Source organism: Arthrobacter sp. N199823 (assembly GCF_002929705.1).
In the GTDB taxonomy this organism is placed as follows: Bacteria; Actinomycetota; Actinomycetes; order Actinomycetales; family Micrococcaceae; genus Specibacter.
In genome coordinates this window covers 280,527-295,999 of sequence record NZ_PJIN01000003.1, presented here as the reverse complement: position 1 = coordinate 295,999, position 15,473 = coordinate 280,527, and the positions used below count along the sequence as shown (strand labels likewise).

Here is a 15,473-nt window from a genome sequence, read left to right as displayed (position 1 = left end):
CGCAGCAACAGAAACAGCCAAAGATATTCCGCTAAATTCAGTATGCAATTACCTACGGACTGTCGCCTTAGATGCCCAAAACTCTGGAACTTTTGTTCAATTACCCCTAACCTGAAAGACATAATCACTAGGAGAGCCATGGATTCAAATACACCCGTGCCCCCGGAATCACTCCAGCTGGATGAGATCGACCGGCTCATCCTTGCCGAACTCACAAGGGACGGGCGCAGCTCCGTCAGCGCAGTGGCCCAGAACGTGCACATTTCACGCGCCCACGCCTATGCCCGCATTGGGCGGCTGACGTCCTCCGGAGTGTTGAGCAAGTTCACCGCGCTCATTGATCCGGTGAAGGCCGGGCTGAAGTCGAGCGCTTACGTGACCTTGAAGGTCAGCCAGCATGGGTGGCGGGAATTGCGGGAGCAGTTGCGTGCCATCCCCCAGGTGGAGCACATTGCCTTGGTTGGCGGTGATTTTGACGTCATTTTGCTGGTGCGAGCCCAGGACAATGAAGGCCTGCGCCGCGTGGTCTTTGACCAGCTGCAATCCATGCCCGGCGTACTCGATACGAAGACACACCTCATCTTCGAGGACCTCGACACCCGGTGAACCACCGTCTGAGCCACCGTCTGAGCTACCGTGCCTGTTTTCTTTTGCCCGCCGCAGCTACGCTGAAGCCATGACTCCCACACCGGCAAATACCGCAGCGAAAGCCACCGAATTACTCCGACTTCATCAGGATCCAAAAATCTTGCAGTTGATTAATGTCTGGGATGCCATCACGGCCAAGGTCGTGGCAGATCTCCCCGGAACCCAAGCACTGGCCACTGCCAGTCACTCCATTGCCGCATCCTACGGCTATGAAGACGGCGAACACATCCCGGTAGCCACCATGATCGAAGCCGTTGGCCGCATTGCCGCGGCCACCGAGCTGCCGGTTTCGGCTGACCTTGAGGCCGGCTACGGGAATCCGGGTGAGACGGTGCGGCGGGCCATCGGCGTCGGGATCACAGGTGCCAACATCGAAGACCAAATGCGCCCGCTCGCGCAGGCCGTGGCGCAAATGAAGCAAGCCGCCGACGCCGGAATTGCCGAAGGCATTGACTTTGTTCTCAATGCGCGGACGGACGCGTTCCTGCGCGGTGCTGACCACGACCCCCGCGAAGTACTTGAGGCAGCTATTGAACGTGGCCGTGCCTATCTTGAGGTGGGCGCCGCCTGCATCTTCGTCCCAGGCAAGCTGGATGAGCCCACCGTCAAGGCTCTCGTGGCTGGTATCGGTCACGGAAAAGTGAGCGTCATCAATGTCCCGGGATCACTTTCTCCGGCCACACTTCAGGAGTTGGGTGTGGCGCGAATCTCCTACGGTCCATGGACACAGCGTGTGGCCCTGACAGCATTGGCTGACGCCGCCACGGCACTCCTCAACAACGGCGCCCTGCCGGAAGGAACCCGTCCCCTGAACTGATCTGGGGCTGCATTGTGGCAGCCGAGAAAGCTGCGACGATGGATACATGAAGAATCACCACACACTCCGGGCAGAAGCTGCCGAAACCGCCATTGCCGTTCAGGAAGCTCCGGCGGTGAGCGGACTGGTCTTCATGGCTGCCGGTCTCGGGGCCCTGCTTTCGGCACTGATGCTGTTTCTGGGCGCGAGCGACCCGGCCACCATCAGCGCTCCCGTGTTCTTTCTGACACCGCTGCTTCCGGCTTTTTGCGCGGCCCTGATCTGGCTGCCACTCTCCCTCACCAAAAAGGCAGGCTCGGAGGGTGCGGAGGCTCGCCGCCAGACCATCTCGGCGGCCGGAGTCCTGGTGATTGTGGGCGGCATCTTCTTCTTCGTCGAATGGTCGGCCCGTTTTGAACTGAGTCTGTTCTTTGCGCTCCTGCTCTTTGCCTGGGGCAGCCGCCTGAAGCACACCCCATTGAAGTGGGCAGCCCTGCCCTATTTGGCCGCGGCCATTGCCCTCCGCGTGGCCGACTTCCCCGGTGAAGCGTTCGTTCTTGTGGCGCTCGGCGTGCTGACAGCGGCATGGCCCTTTGTAGCCCGCCGCCGCTCTCACCCACCCGAAGGCGTCACTGCCCCCTAAATTCGGGTTTCCGCTTGGCCGTGAACGCCGCAAATCCTTCCGCGTAGTCGACCGTTTTCGACAGTGCCACCTGCGCTGCATTTTCAAGCACGACGGCGTCCCATAGTCCCAGCCGCCGGTCCCGGATTTGTGCCACCAGGGTTTTGCTGGCGTTGAAGGCTTGGGTGGGTCCGGCAGCAGCCTTCGCTGCCGCGGCCCGCGTGAAGTCCAGCAGGTCTTCGGCCGGCTTGGCCCGGCTGAACAAACCAGCTGCCACAGCGTCAGCGCCGCTCATGAGCTCGGATGAGTAAATCAAATCCAGAGTGCGGTGCGCGCCCAGCCGTTCTGTGAACAGCCAATGGCCGCCGGAATCCAGTGTGGCCCCGAGGTTGCCAAAGGGTGAGCCAAATTTGGCATTTTCCGCCACATAAACCACGTCAGTTGCGATCAACAGTCCCAGCCCCACACCGAGGCAGGCGCCTTGTGCTGCCCCAAAAGTGGGGGCAGGAAAGGCTGCCACCTTCTGCAGCAACGGAGTCAACAAACCCTCCAAGTAGCGCCGGGCGTCGTCGTTGGCGCCGTCCACCCCGACAATGTCGCGGCCGGCGCAGAACGCCCGTCCCTCTCCCCGGATGAGCAGCGCCCGGACGGTGCCCGCGGAGGCGGCGGCAGCAGCGGCGTCGTACGCATCACTGAGATCCACCAAGGCAGTCTCATCCAGCGCATTGAGCTTGTAGGGGGCGTCCAGGACGATCTCGGCGACGCCGTCGGCAATGGAAAGCTCAATCATGAGGGCTCCTTAATTGGATGGGAACAGCGTACGCCCGCCCAGACCCCTGGCGTCAGCCGTCGTAGTCAACCGTGACTTCGGGCGTGGTGGGGCGGGACTGGCAGGTGAGAACATAGCCGGCGTCGACTTCCTCGGGCTCGAGGGCATAGTTTTCCTCCATGTCCACGGTGCCGTAGACCAGCTTGGCCCGGCAAGTGCCGCAGACGCCGCCGGCGCACGCGAACGGGACGTCGGGGCGCACGCGCAATGCGGCGTTGAGAATGGATTCCCTGGCGTGGGTAGGGCTGAGGATGTCGGCCTTGAGTCCGTCCAGGGTGAACGTGATCTTGTACGTTTCCTCGGATTCGTCCACCAGAACGGGCCGGCCGGCCTGCCCTTCGGGGCGGTCGGGACGGCCCGTGGTGAACAGCTCAAAGCGGACCTGCGCCGTCGGCACCCCGCGGGCGGCGAGGACATCGCGGCACAGTTGGACCAGCTCGAACGGGCCGCACAGGAACCATTCGTCGACGTCGTCGGTGTGGATTGCTGTACCCAGCAGCGCCTCCAATTTGGCGGCGTCGAGGCGTCCGCTCATGACGGGGGCGATGCGTTGTTCGCGGGACAGCACGTGGTGGAGGGCGAATCGCTGCGGATATCTGTCCTTCAAATCCGCCAGCTCCTCCAGGAACATGATGTCCATGGTGGCCTTATTGGCGTACACCAAATCAAAGCGGGTCTCCGGGTCTCCGGACAGCAGCGATCGTGCCAGGGCCATGACGGGCGTGATGCCGGAGCCTGCCGCTATGGCCACATACGTTCCGGCTGAGCGGACCATGTCTTCCGGGTGGTTCATGCTGTTGAGCACGTTGGAGACGGCACCGTCACGGTTGGCGCCGACGTGCTTGGAGATGAACGCGCCCATGGGGCTCATAACCTCCATGAGCGCCCCCGCGGCAAGTTCCGAGTTGGCCCAGGTGGAGAATTCCCCGCCGAGGTCGCGCTTGATGGCCACCTTGATTTCGGAGCTGCCGTCGTCGAACTGGGCGGGGACCGCGCAGATGGAGTAGCTGCGGCGGAGCTCCCGATCCACGCCCGTGGCATCCGGCATGTGGACGCGCAGGGCCACATACTGGCCGGGTAGGTAGTCGTAGTAGCCTGCTAGTTCGGCCGGCACGGCGAAGGTCACCTCGATGGCGTCGTCAGTGAGCCGGCGGACCTGGGCCACGGTCAGCTCGTGGAAGGAGGTTTTGCGCCGGGCGGTGGCATCAACGGGGACGGTCATCACAGCACCTTGAAGTAATCGAAGGGTTCCTTGCAGTCTTGGCAGACGTACAGCGCCTTGCAGGACGTGGAGCCGAAGCGGGTCAGTTCCTTAGTGTTCAGGGAACTGCACTGTGGGCATTTGACCTGCAGGGCCAACCGGACCGGGCCGCTGTGGCCTCCCGCGGTGGAATGCCCGCTGGGTGCCGCGATGCCATACTGTTCCAGTTTGGTCCGGCCCTCGGCACTCATCCAGTCAGTGGTCCAGGCAGGGGCCAGCACGGTGAGCACCTCTACTTGGGGGTACCCTTCGGCGGCGAAGACCGTGGCGAGATCCGCACGGATGGCGTCCATGGCCGGGCAACCTGTGTAGGTGGGCGTGATGGTGATCCGGACAGAAGGCTTTCCGGCAGCGGCACCCGGCCCGTCGGCGTCGTACACCTCAACGGCGCGCAGGATGCCAAGGTCGGCGATGGTCAGCACGGGAATTTCGGGGTCACAGACGCGGGCGGCAATGTCCCAAACTGCCTGCTGCGCAGTTGTGTGGGACGTTGGCGAGAGGGTGTCCACGGCGATCACCAGCTTGCCCCGGGGAATTCGCGCGCCAGCACCTGCAGCTCGGCCAGCACAAATCCCAGGTGCTCGGAATGGCGGCCTTGCCTGCCCCCGCCCGTGGCCATGGGATAGGCGGAGACGTCCAGTTCAGCCTCGTCCAGGACCTCCGCCGTGGCCCGGTCAAACTCCGCTTTCAGGCTGGAGGGCACGACCCCGGCATCGCCGAGTCGCGCTGTCAAGGCATCGTCCTCGAACAGCTCGCCAACAAATGGCCACATCAGTTTCAACCCGGCGATCATGCGGCGCCGCGATTCCTCGGTGCCGCCGGCCAGGCGCAACACCCACTGAGTGCTGTGGTCGCGGTGATAGTCGACCTCCTTGACCGCCTTCGCGGCGATGGCAGCCAGCAAGGGGTCGCTGGAGTTGACCAAGGCCCGGTAGAGCGGGAACTGGTAGTTGGCCACGATGAACTGGCGGGCAATAGTGGCCGCAAAATCGCCGTTGGGCTGCTCAAAAAGGTGGGCGGAACGGAATTCCGGTTCGCGACGGAAATAGGCGAGCTCATCCTCAGTCTTGCCCCATGCACTGCCCGCGTAAGTAAGGAAGGATCGGGCGTGGCCCAATTGGTCGAGGGCGATGTTGCCCAGCGCCACGTCTTCCTCCAACTCTGGGGCACGGGAAATCCAGTGTGCCAGGCGCTGTGCCAGAATCAGCGCGTCATCACCAAGGCGCAACGCGTAGTTGGCCACGTCCTCACCGGGTTTCGCGGCACCCTGTTGTGCGGCCAGGGCGATGTCCTCGGGCCGGAGTGCGTTGCCTGGTGGGGCCCCGGCGGCGAGGGCCCCGTCGCGAGCTTGCGAGCGAGGGGAGCTGCTGGGGAGGATGCGGGTGGCGGAGGCGGAGGCATCGCCCAGGGACTGTGTCATAAATGCTTCACCCCTTCGCTTTTGGTGTAATACGTGGCGTGCCGGTAGTCCTTGCCCTGCGGAGACTCAAAGAAGGCGCCCTTGGCGTCGGGATCCGAGGCGGCAATGGCGTCGGAGGGGACCACCCATATCGACACACCTTCGTTTCGGCGCGTGTACAAATCGCGGGCATTGCGCAGTGCCATGGCGGCATCGGGAGCGTGCAGGGATCCTGCGTGGACGTGGCTCAGGCCGCGGCTGGAGCGCACAAAGACCTCCCACAGGGGCCAGCGATGGCCACCTTCCCCAGGTGCCGGCGTCGTACTTTCGGTGGATTCTTGGGGGCTCATGCTTAGGCTGCTACTTTCTGTGCGTGCTCCGCAGCCTGCTTCTCCGCGTAGGCCGAAGCTGCCTCCCGGACCCAGGCGCCGTCTTCATGGGCGGAACGGCGGCGCTCCAGGCGCTGTGCATTGCAGGGGCCCCGGCCGGCCAAAACTTCCTTGAATTCTTCCCAGTCGAGGGGCCCGTGCTCCCACTTCTTGGTGTCCTCGTTGAACCGGACCTCGTCGTCCGGGAGGGTCAGGCCCAGCACCTTGACCTGCTCGACCAGCATGCCCACAAAACGGTTCCGCAGCTCATCGTTGCTGAAGCGCTTGATGTTCCAGGCCATGGACTGCTTAGAGTTGGGCGAATCGTCATCCGGCGGGCCAAACATCATCAGTGACGGGGCGTACCAGCGGTTCACGGCGTCCTGGGCCATGGCCCTTTGCTCGGGGGTGCCATTGGCCAGCTCGAGCAGGATCTCGAATCCCTGGCGCTGGTGGAAGGATTCCTCCTTGCATACCCGCACCATGGCCCGGCCATAGGGTCCGTAGGACGCCCGGCACAGGGGAACCTGGTTGCAGATGGCTGCGCCGTCCACCATCCAGCCGATGGCGCCCATGTCCGCCCACGTGACGGTGGGGTAGTTGAAGATGGAAGAGTAGCGGGCCGTACCTTGCACCAGTGCATCCATCATCTCGTCGCGGCTGGTGCCCAGTGTTTCGGCGGCCGAGTACAGGTATAGCCCGTGGCCAGCCTCGTCTTGGACCTTCGCCATCAGGATGGATTTACGTTTGAGGCTCGGCGCGCGGGTGATCCAGTTGGCTTCCGGCTGCATGCCAATGATCTCCGAGTGCGCATGTTGGGAGATCTGGCGCACCAGTGAACGGCGGTACGCGTCAGGCATCCAGTCCTTGGGCTCCACACGGGAATCCTTGGCCAGGATGCGCTCAAAGTTCTCGGCTCCGGCCGCGTCCGCCTCGGACGGCGCTTCGTGTGCCATGGCATCTCCTTCAGGTTGCTGCCGGAATTAATTACCGACCGTTCGTTCAGAATATAGTGGACTTCGTGCCCCGTCAATCAGTAGACCGCCAAATGGCCGAGCATTGACAGGACCGCCCGGGAGGGTATTACCTAATGAACATTCGGTTAGAAAATGTGAGGAGTTGCCAATGGCGCCCATCGACCCGGCAGTTGAGCACCCAATGCTGGCCAACGACCCCGCCACCGAGTGGCTGGGCATCGAACTGCTGGCCCTAGGCGATGGCCACGCCAGAATTGCCATGACGCTGCGCCCCGAAATGATGAACGGCTTCGGCATCACCCACGGCGGCATGATCTTTACCTTCGCCGATTCCGCCTTCGCTCTGGCCTGCAATTCCGCAACCGCCGACGGCAGCACGGTCACCGTTGCTGCCGGCGTTGACGTCAACTTCCTGGCCCCGACCCGCGCGGGCCAGCGCATCACCGCCGTTGCCAACCGCCGCCAGCAAAACGGCCGCAGTGGCCTGTACGACGTCCAGGTATTCAGCGGGGACAGCCTTTCCGATGACGCCGCCAGCACAGTGGTTGCCGAATTCCGTGGCCGCAGTCGGACCATCCCCAACCGCGACACCAACTAGAAGGGCCCGGCCTCCATGACCGCTTCCACCCCTAATGACCCCTCCGCCCTGGACGCCGCCGAACTCATGAGCCGCGAGGAACTCGAGGCGCTGCAACTCACCCGGCTGCAACACACGGTGGCCTACGCCTACGAGACAGTGCCTCTGTACAAGCGGAAGTTTGATGAGACGGGAGTCCACCCTTCGGATCTGCGCGAGCTTTCGGATCTTGCCAAGTTCCCTTACACCACCAAGGAAGACCTGCGCCAGGAGTACCCGTTTGGCATGTTTGCGGTGCCGCAAAGCGAGGTGGTGCGCATCCACGCCAGCTCGGGCACCACGGGCCGCCCCACAGTTGTAGGCTACACACGCAACGACATCGACGTCTGGGCCTCCCTGGTGGCCAGGTCCATGCGAGCCTCCGGCATCCGCCCGGGCATGTTGGTCCACAACGCCTACGGCTATGGCCTGTTCACCGGCGGACTCGGGGCCCACTATGGAGCCGAGGCGCTGGGCACCACCGTCATCCCTATGTCCGGCGGACAGACGGAAAAGCAGATCCAGCTCATCACGGACTTTGAGCCGGACGCCATCATGTGCACGCCCACCTATCTTTTGACGATCATGGACGCCATGCTCCACCGCGGCATCGACCCATGCACCACGTCGCTGAAGTTTGCCGTGTGCGGCGCCGAGCCGTGGACCGAGGAAATGCGCCACGAGCTTGAACAAGGGCTGGGCATCGACGCGTGCGACATCTACGGGCTCTCAGAAGTCATGGGGCCAGGGGTTGCCGGGGAATCCATGGAGACCAAGGACGGAAACCACATCTGGGAGGACCACTTCCGCCCGGAGATCATCGACCCCTTCAACCCGGCCATCGGGGCCGATGCAGTGCTGCCGGACGGTCAGGAAGGCGAACTAGTGTTTACGGCGCTGACCAAGGAGGCACTGCCGATCATCCGCTACCGCACCAAGGACCTGTCCCGCCTGCTGCCGGGCACGGCTCGTCCGTCCATGCGCCGGATGGCCCGCATTACCGGGCGCAGCGACGACATGATCATCCTGCGCGGGGTCAACCTGTTCCCCTCCCAGATCGAGGAAATTGCCCTGCGCATCCCGGCCCTGAGCCCACATTTCCAGCTGGAGCTGAACCGAACGGGGCGCCTGGACGAGATGACTGTCCACATTGAGCCGCGCGAAAACACGACGCCGACCGAGCGCACCGCTGCCGGATTGGCCCTGAAGGAGCAGATTAAGATCCATGTGGGCTCTTCCTGCACCATCGACATCGTTGAGCCCGGTTCCCTGGCCCGCTCCAGCGGCAAGCTCCGCCGGATCTACGACAACCGCCCGAAAGTCTGACAGCGTGAGAAACTAGGAAGCATGCCTGCCACCCTCCCCACCGCCACGCCGACCGCCGCCACCAGCAAGCGCGGCCGGCCCGGCTATGACCAACAGTCGGTGCTGCGCATCGCCGTCGAGGTCTTCAACAAGCACGGCTACGAGGCCACGTCCATGGGCATCCTGGCGGAGAACCTGGGCATCTCAAAATCTGCCATCTACCACCATGTGCCATCCAAGGAGGACCTGCTGCGACTGGCACTGGAGCAGGCTCTGGGCGGCTTGGAGTCTGTATTAGGGCTCGACGGCGCCACGTCCGGAGCTGCCGACGCCCGTCTTGAGTTTGTGCTCAGAGGCACCATCGGCGTGCTCGTGGAGCGACTGCCTTTCGTCACGCTGCTGCTGCGCCTGCGCGGTAACACGGAGATGGAACGCGATGCGCTGGCGCGGCGCCGCACCTTTGACCGCACTATTACCTCGCTCGTGTCGGCGGCCCAGCAGGATGGGAGGCTGCGCACCGACATTGACCCCGGCACCATCACCAGGCTGCTTTTTGGCACCATCAACTCCATCGTCGAATGGTACAAGCCCGGCGGCCCGCTCTCCGCCTCGAAACTGGCCGACGACGTGATTTCCATGGCGTTCCAAGGCCTGCACCGCTAGCCGTTGACTCTGCTCCCAGCCCGGCGCACGCTGGTGTCATGGCTACCAAAATCTCTACAACCCTGCAGGCGCTCTCGCGCGAACTCCGCTACGAACCCACAACCAAGCACATTCGGGCCCTGCTCGACACGGATGTGGTTCTGGACTCCCGCCGTGCCGTCATCGTCTGGGAACCCCGGCGGGTGGTGCCCTGTTATGCGGTGCCGGCAGACGGCGTCGTCGGTGTCCTGAGCCCCGCCGCTCCCGGCCCAACCGGCACCGATGCTCCCCCTGTGCTGCACCCCGGCATTTCGTTCAGCCGGCACAGCACGCCTGGGACCGCATTTGATGTCACCGCCGGCGGACGCACGGCCGAAGCCGCAGCGTTCGGTTTCGATGACCCGGATTTGGAAGGGTACGTGGCGTTTGATTCGGATGCATTCGACTGGCTGGAAGAGGACGACCCCGTCCAGTCCCACCCCCGCGACCCGTTCCACCGCGTAGATATCCGGCACAGCTCTCGCCACGTCCGGGTCATGGCCGGGCAGCTGACCTTGGCGGAGTCGACGTCCCCGCTCATAGTGTTTGAGACGAACCTCGCGGAGCGGATCTACATCCCTGCGGCCGACGTGAAGTGGGATGCCCTGGCGTCCACCGACTCCACCACCTTGTGCCCCTACAAGGGAACCGCCAGCTACTGGAGGTTGGCGGACGGACCGGACGGCGACGTGGCATGGAGCTACCAAACGCCGCTGCCGCCGGCCGTCGAAATTGCCGGCTACGTCTGCTTCTACGACAACCTGGTGGACGTCGAAGAGCTGTAACACCTACTTGTACAGCGTGTCCTCTTTCTCCACGAGCGTCAGCACGTCGTAGGTGGCCACGATTTCGCCGTCCTGGTTGTGCAGAATGGCATCCCAGCAGACCTCGCCGTATTCATCGGTGACGCGCGGGGTGATCTTCTTGGCCGTCAGCGTCACGCGGATCGAATCACCGGCCGCCACCGGGGTGATGAAGCGCAGCCCCTCGAGCCCGTAGTTGGCTAGGACTGGGCCGGGCGCGGGCTCCACGAACAGCCCGGCGGCCCAGGACACCAGCAGGTAGCCGTGCGCCACGATCCCGGGAAAGAACGGGTTCTTCTCCGCGGCCACGGCGTCAGTGTGGGCGTAGAAGGTGTCACCTGTCGAGTCCGCAAAGGCGGTGATATCTTCCAGCGTCACCTGCCGCAGCCCGGAGACAAAGCCATCGCCGATGTGCAGTTCCGCCAGCGACTTCCGGAACGGGTGCACGGCCCCGGCAACTGCGCCAAACCCGGGATCACCGGCCAGCACTTGGGCGGCTCCCGTGTGCCAAACCCCGGTCACGGCCGTGAGCATGTTGGGCGAGCCCTGGATGGCGGTGCGCTGCATGTGGTGCTTGACCGAGCGGATGCCGCCTAGTTCCTCGCCGCCGCCGGCGCGGCCGGGTCCGCCGTGGACCAGGTGCGGCACTGGCGAGCCGTGGCCGGTGGACGTGCGCGCGTCCTCGCGGTTGAGCACCAGCACGCGGCCGTGGTGGGCGGCAATGCCCGTCACCAGGGCATGCGCAGTGGCGGGGTCGTTCGTGCAAACCGTGGCCACGAGGGATCCGGCCCCGAGTGCCGCGAGCCGGACAGCCTCGGAGACGTCGACCCCCTTTCCGTCACGGCCGGGGCGAGTGTCATAGCCAATCACGCTCGACACCGGACCAAACGCCTCCAGCGAATGAACCTCCGGCGCCTCGGCGTCAGCCCAGTTCAGCAGCACCGGCGACATGAAGGCACCATCAACGACGGCGGCAACCGTGCCGTCCGCGCGCGTCACGGCGGGTGCGTCCAGGGTGCCATAGGCCAGCTCTCCACCGGCGTCGATCATCGTTTCGACGGCAGCGCGGACATCCGCGAGCTGTTCCAGCGAGGCCAGCGCACCCATCGTGACGCCCTCGGCTCGGGGATCCCCCACCACCACTCGTTCGCTGATGCGTGCGCCGATCGCGTCGATGACGGCCTGTTTGAGCTCGTTCGGCACGATGGCGCGTCGGATGGAGGTGCACTTCTGGCCGGCCTTGACCGTCATCTCGGTGACCACGGACTTGATGAACGCGTCAAACTCCGGAGTTCCCTGAACGGCGTCGGGGCCAAGGATGGCGGCGTTGAGGGAGTCGGTCTCCGCCGTAAAGCGCACACCGCCGTGAGCCACGTTGGGATGGTTCTTCAAGACATTCGCGGTGGACGCGGATCCCGTGAAGGAGACCATGTCCCGGTAGTCCAGGACGTCCAGCAGGGTCCGGGCGGAGCCGGAGATCAACTGCAGGGAACCTGCCGGCAAGATCCCGGACTCGACGATGGCGCGCACGGCCGCCTCGGCCAGATAACCGCTGGGTGTGGCCGGTTTGACGATCGTGGGGACGCCGGCCAGGAACGCCGGGGCGAACTTTTCCAACATGCCCCACACCGGAAAGTTGAAGGCGTTGATCTGTGCTGCGACGCCGGGGATGCGGGTGTAAATGTGCTCGGCGACGAACGAGCCGTCCTTGCTCAATACCTCCACGGGACCATCCACAATGACATTGGAGTTGGGCAGTTCGCGCCGGCCCTTGGAAGAGAAGGTGAATAGCACACCAATGCCGCCATCGATGTCCACCATGGAATCGATCTTCGTGGCGCCCGTCCGGGCCGAAACCTCGTACAGCTCCGTGCGCCGGTCCTTGAGGTAGGCGGCCAGCTCGCGCAGCTTCAGGGCCCGCTGGTGGATGGTCAGCTTGCCGAGTTCAGCCTGACCCACCGTGCGTCCATGCTCGACGGCGGCGCCGAGGTCAAGCCCCTCGGTGGACACGCGGGCCAGCACCTCGCCCGTGCTGGCGTCGCGCGCTTCAACGCCAGATTCACCGTCCGCCGGGGTCCACCAGGCATCCTCGATGTAGCTCGGAACAGTTTCAATCAGCGTTGCAGTGGTCATCGTCGAGACGTCCTTTCGGTGTTGGTTTTGGGGTGGGGTGGGGCCGTTGCCGGGCGCCTAGGCCCAGTCAAAGAATCCTTTACCGGACTTGCGTCCCAGCTCGCCGCGGGCCACCTTGTCCCGCAGAATCTGGGGCGGCGCAAACCGCTCCCCCAGCGTTGATTGAAGGTATTCGGCAATGCCGAGCCGCACGTCCAAGCCCACAATGTCTGTGGTGCGCAGCGGGCCGGTGGGGTGTTTGTAGCCGAGCACCATGGCTGCGTCGATGTCCTCGGCGCTCGCCACGCCCTCTTCGACCATGCGCATGGCCTCCAGCGCGATCGCCACCCCAAGCCGCGAGGATGCGAACCCAGGTGCGTCATTAACCACGACGGCGGTCTTGCCCAACGCCTCCACCCAGCCTTTCGCCGTGGTTACCAGATCTGGGGCCGTCTGCTTGGCCATGACCACCTCGATCAAGGTCGACGCCGGGACCGGGTTGAAGAAGTGCAGGCCAATGAAGTTCTGCGGCCGTGCCAGCTCGGCGGCCAGCCCGGACATGGACAGTGAGGAGGTGTTGGATGCCAGAACGGCATCGGCGGCCAAGTGCTTTTCCACTCCCTGCAGTGAGGAGACCTTCAGATCCCAGGTCTCCGGAACGGCTTCCACCACCAGTTCGCGGTCGGCAAAGTCGGCGTAGTTGGTGGAGAGCTTCAGCCGTTTCACAATCCCCGCAGTGGTCACGTCCGGACCGCCCGCAACCCCCGTCTCAACGGATTTTGCCACGGCAAGCTCCACCCGAATATGGGCGCTGCCGACGGCATCGAGATCGCGCTCCACGACCAGCACCTCGCAGCCTGCCATTAGGAAGGCGTGGGCAATGCCGGCGCCCATGCGACCGCCGCCCAAGACACCGACACGGGCCGGCAAAGTCTTCACTGTGCTCATTTCTTCCTCTTGTCCAAAAAGGCCTGCATGCGTTCAAATTTGGCGGGCGATTCAAACAGCTCTGCCTGCGCCAGGTTGTCCACCGCCGGGTGGGCCTCGCGGGGTTGATGGAAGACGCGTTTGGTGGCTTGCAGGGCCAGCGGGTCCTGCGCGGCGATCTTGCCGGCGAGCGCGTGCGCGGCGGCCATGAGATCGGCGGACTCCACCAGTTCAGTGATGAGTCCCACCCGCAGGCAACCTTCACCCGTGAGGATGCGCCCAGCCAGCAGGATCTCCTTGGCCATGGGCTCGCCTACTAATTCCTTGAGCCGCCAGGTGGCGCCGGCGGCGGCCATGATGCCCAGTCCGGCCTCGGGTTGGCCCAGACGCAGGGCGCGGGTGCCGATCCGGAAGTCTGCGGCATAGGCCAGCTCGGCACCGCCGCCGAGCGCGTAGCCATCCAAGGCCGCGATGACTGGCATCGGCAACTGGGCGATCCGGTCGAACAGCCCCGAGTTGATGCCCTGCAGGGCGTCGTCACGGCGGCGTTCAATCAGTTCGGCGATGTCCGCGCCTGAGGCAAAGATCCCCTTGCTGTCGCCGCTGCCGGGAGTGCCGGAGAGGATCAGCACCTTGGGCGTTGACTCCAGGTGCTCACATACGGCGTGCAGCTCAGCCACCATCTGCGCGTCGATTGCGTTGCGAACCGCCGGCCGGTTCAACTGCACCGCCAGGCGGTCGTCAACCTCGGTGACCAGCAGGGTGGTGAACGCCGCGGGATCGAGGCGGGTGCCGGCGTCGTTCCTCATAATCCCTCCACCAGCAGTGCGGCACCCTGGCCGACGCCGACGCACATGGCGGCGAGGCCAACTCCACCGGGGGCTTCGCGTTCCAGCCGGCCCAACAGCGTGACCACGATCCGGGAACCGGAGGAGCCCAGGGGGTGGCCGAGGGCGATGGCGCCGCCGTCGTTGTTGACCGTGTCCGGGTCCAGCCCGAGTTCGCGCATGCTGGCCAGCGACTGGGACGCGAACGCCTCATTGAGTTCGACGGCGGACAGGCGGCCCACGTCGATGCCCTGGCGTTCCAGGATCTTCCGGCTGGCCACGACCGGGCCCATGCCCATGATTTCCGGCGCGAGGCCGGCTGCGGCACCGTCGAGGATGCGGCCGCGCGGGATGAGCCCGTACTTTTGCAGGGCCCGTTCGGAGGCCACGATGATGGCGGAGGCACCGTCGTTCAGGCTCGAGGCGTTGCCGGCTGTGACGACTTTCCCCCCGGCCACCACGGGATGCAGCCCGGCCAGTACCTCCAGTGTTGTGCCGTGGCGGGGACCTTCATCGGTGTCCACCACGGTGTCGCCGCGGCGACCCTTGACGGTGACGGGCACAATCTCATCCCGGAAACGCCCGGCGGCAATGGCGGCCAGGGCGCGCTCGTGTGAGCGGACCGCGAAGGCGTCGCAGTCCTCCCGAGAGGTGCCGTACACTCGGGCCACTTCTTCGGCGGTTTCCGGCATAGAATAGGCCATCTTGCCGTCCCGGGACAATTCGCCCGAGAGGAAGTTCGGGTTGGTGAAGCGCCAGCCGATGGAGGTGTCAAAGGTAGCCCCGGGCTTGGCGAACGCCTTCTCTGGCTTGGCCATGACCCAGGGCGCGCGGGTCATGGACTCCACACCGCCGACCACCACAATGTCTGCGGCTCCGGCCTTGACCATGTGGCTTGCCATGGTGATGGCGCTCATGCCGGATGCACACAGCCGGTTGACGGTGATGCCGGGAATGCTGTCCGGGAAGCCGGCCAGGAGCCACGCCATGCGGGCCACATTGCGGTTTTCCTCACCGGCACCGTTCGCGTTGCCGAGGATCACCTCGTCCACGTCGGCGGGATCAATCCCGGTGCGGGCGATGAGTTCCTTGATGCTCAGGGCGGCAAGGTCGTCGGCCCGGACGGTGGCGAGAGCCCCACCGTAGCGGCCAACGGGCGTGCGGACGCCTCCCACTAGGAATGCCTGCGGTGTTGCTGCGGCCATGAAAACACCCTTCGAACGCGCTCGTCGGTGCGGCCCATGCCTCCACCGGGACCGGCCACCAAATTACCGACCGTTCGTTCTATAAATATTCCATGGA

17 protein-coding genes are annotated in these 15,473 nt (G+C 64.6%); 7 read left to right on the top strand and 10 right to left on the bottom strand.

What is annotated here, in order from left to right; translation table 11 throughout:
- The first annotated feature begins 138 nt into the window (after window positions 1–138).
- From CXQ93_RS08585 to CXQ93_RS08575, 3 genes are all read left to right on the top strand, one after another.
- Window positions 139–606, top strand: coding sequence for an Lrp/AsnC family transcriptional regulator (locus tag CXQ93_RS08585; protein WP_104110028.1), 468 nt, complete (start codon window positions 139–141; stop codon window positions 604–606).
- A 70-nt stretch (window positions 607–676) separates the two neighbouring features.
- On the top strand, window positions 677–1,465 hold the full coding sequence (locus CXQ93_RS08580; protein ID WP_062286489.1) for an isocitrate lyase/phosphoenolpyruvate mutase family protein: 789 nt from the start codon (window positions 677–679) through the stop codon (window positions 1,463–1,465).
- A gap of 46 nt (window positions 1,466–1,511) precedes the next feature.
- Window positions 1,512–2,087, top strand: a complete 576-nt coding sequence (locus CXQ93_RS08575) for a hypothetical protein (RefSeq protein ID WP_104110027.1) — start codon at window positions 1,512–1,514, stop codon at window positions 2,085–2,087.
- Here CXQ93_RS08575 and CXQ93_RS08570 read toward each other — a convergent pair.
- Genes CXQ93_RS08570 through paaA form a run of 6 tightly spaced genes read right to left on the bottom strand, consistent with a single transcriptional unit; the run spans window position 2,074 to window position 6,879 of the window.
- Entirely contained in the window at window positions 2,074–2,856 is a 783-nt protein-coding gene (locus CXQ93_RS08570; RefSeq protein ID WP_104110026.1) for an enoyl-CoA hydratase/isomerase family protein, read from the bottom strand. The two genes, CXQ93_RS08575 and CXQ93_RS08570, sit on opposite strands and share 14 nt — an antisense overlap.
- Before the next feature lie 52 nt (window positions 2,857–2,908).
- Window positions 2,909–4,117 carry a 1,2-phenylacetyl-CoA epoxidase subunit PaaE gene (gene paaE / locus CXQ93_RS08565; RefSeq protein ID WP_104110025.1) on the bottom strand — a complete coding sequence of 403 codons (1,209 nt, stop codon included), beginning with the start codon at window positions 4,115–4,117 and terminating at the stop codon, window positions 2,909–2,911.
- Window positions 4,117–4,674, bottom strand: coding sequence for a 1,2-phenylacetyl-CoA epoxidase subunit PaaD (gene paaD / locus CXQ93_RS08560; protein ID WP_104110024.1), 558 nt, complete (start codon window positions 4,672–4,674; stop codon window positions 4,117–4,119). The genes paaE and paaD overlap by 1 nt, the downstream gene beginning before the upstream one ends.
- On the bottom strand, window positions 4,671–5,576 hold the full coding sequence (paaC, locus tag CXQ93_RS08555) for a 1,2-phenylacetyl-CoA epoxidase subunit PaaC (protein ID WP_104110023.1): 906 nt from the start codon (window positions 5,574–5,576) through the stop codon (window positions 4,671–4,673). The genes paaD and paaC overlap by 4 nt, the downstream gene beginning before the upstream one ends.
- Entirely contained in the window at window positions 5,573–5,905 is a 333-nt protein-coding gene (paaB, locus tag CXQ93_RS08550) for a 1,2-phenylacetyl-CoA epoxidase subunit PaaB (protein ID WP_104110022.1), read from the bottom strand. The genes paaC and paaB overlap by 4 nt, the downstream gene beginning before the upstream one ends.
- Window positions 5,906–5,907: 2 nt before the next feature.
- Window positions 5,908–6,879 carry a 1,2-phenylacetyl-CoA epoxidase subunit PaaA gene (gene paaA / locus CXQ93_RS08545; RefSeq protein WP_104110021.1) on the bottom strand — a complete coding sequence of 324 codons (972 nt, stop codon included), beginning with the start codon at window positions 6,877–6,879 and terminating at the stop codon, window positions 5,908–5,910.
- A 169-nt stretch (window positions 6,880–7,048) separates the two neighbouring features.
- Here paaA and paaI point away from each other — a divergent pair, with 169 nt between their 5' ends.
- From paaI to CXQ93_RS08525, 4 genes are read left to right on the top strand one after another with little or no spacing between them, the layout of a single operon-like run.
- Window positions 7,049–7,498 (top strand): hydroxyphenylacetyl-CoA thioesterase PaaI, encoded by a 450-nt coding sequence (paaI, locus tag CXQ93_RS08540; protein WP_104110020.1) that lies wholly within the window; start codon window positions 7,049–7,051, stop codon window positions 7,496–7,498.
- A gap of 15 nt (window positions 7,499–7,513) precedes the next feature.
- Window positions 7,514–8,842, top strand: coding sequence for a phenylacetate--CoA ligase PaaK (paaK, locus tag CXQ93_RS08535; RefSeq protein WP_104110019.1), 1,329 nt, complete (start codon window positions 7,514–7,516; stop codon window positions 8,840–8,842).
- Between the two features lie 21 nt (window positions 8,843–8,863).
- Entirely contained in the window at window positions 8,864–9,484 is a 621-nt protein-coding gene (locus tag CXQ93_RS08530) for a TetR/AcrR family transcriptional regulator (protein ID WP_104110018.1), read from the top strand.
- Between the two features lie 38 nt (window positions 9,485–9,522).
- Window positions 9,523–10,287 (top strand): DUF427 domain-containing protein, encoded by a 765-nt coding sequence (locus CXQ93_RS08525; RefSeq protein ID WP_104110017.1) that lies wholly within the window; start codon window positions 9,523–9,525, stop codon window positions 10,285–10,287.
- Between the two features lie 3 nt (window positions 10,288–10,290).
- Here the strand turns inward: CXQ93_RS08525 and paaZ are convergent, their stop codons facing one another.
- The 4 genes from paaZ to CXQ93_RS08505 are packed head-to-tail and all read right to left on the bottom strand — an operon-like array spanning window position 10,291 to window position 15,376.
- Window positions 10,291–12,438, bottom strand: a complete 2,148-nt coding sequence (gene paaZ / locus CXQ93_RS08520; RefSeq protein WP_104110016.1) for a phenylacetic acid degradation bifunctional protein PaaZ — start codon at window positions 12,436–12,438, stop codon at window positions 10,291–10,293.
- A gap of 57 nt (window positions 12,439–12,495) precedes the next feature.
- On the bottom strand, window positions 12,496–13,365 hold the full coding sequence (locus CXQ93_RS08515) for a 3-hydroxyacyl-CoA dehydrogenase family protein (RefSeq protein WP_104110015.1): 870 nt from the start codon (window positions 13,363–13,365) through the stop codon (window positions 12,496–12,498).
- Window positions 13,362–14,153 (bottom strand): enoyl-CoA hydratase/isomerase family protein, encoded by a 792-nt coding sequence (locus tag CXQ93_RS08510; RefSeq protein ID WP_104110014.1) that lies wholly within the window; start codon window positions 14,151–14,153, stop codon window positions 13,362–13,364. The genes CXQ93_RS08515 and CXQ93_RS08510 overlap by 4 nt, the downstream gene beginning before the upstream one ends.
- Entirely contained in the window at window positions 14,150–15,376 is a 1,227-nt protein-coding gene (locus CXQ93_RS08505; RefSeq protein WP_104110013.1) for an acetyl-CoA C-acyltransferase, read from the bottom strand. The genes CXQ93_RS08510 and CXQ93_RS08505 overlap by 4 nt, the downstream gene beginning before the upstream one ends.
- Window positions 15,377–15,473: the final 97 nt, after the last annotated feature.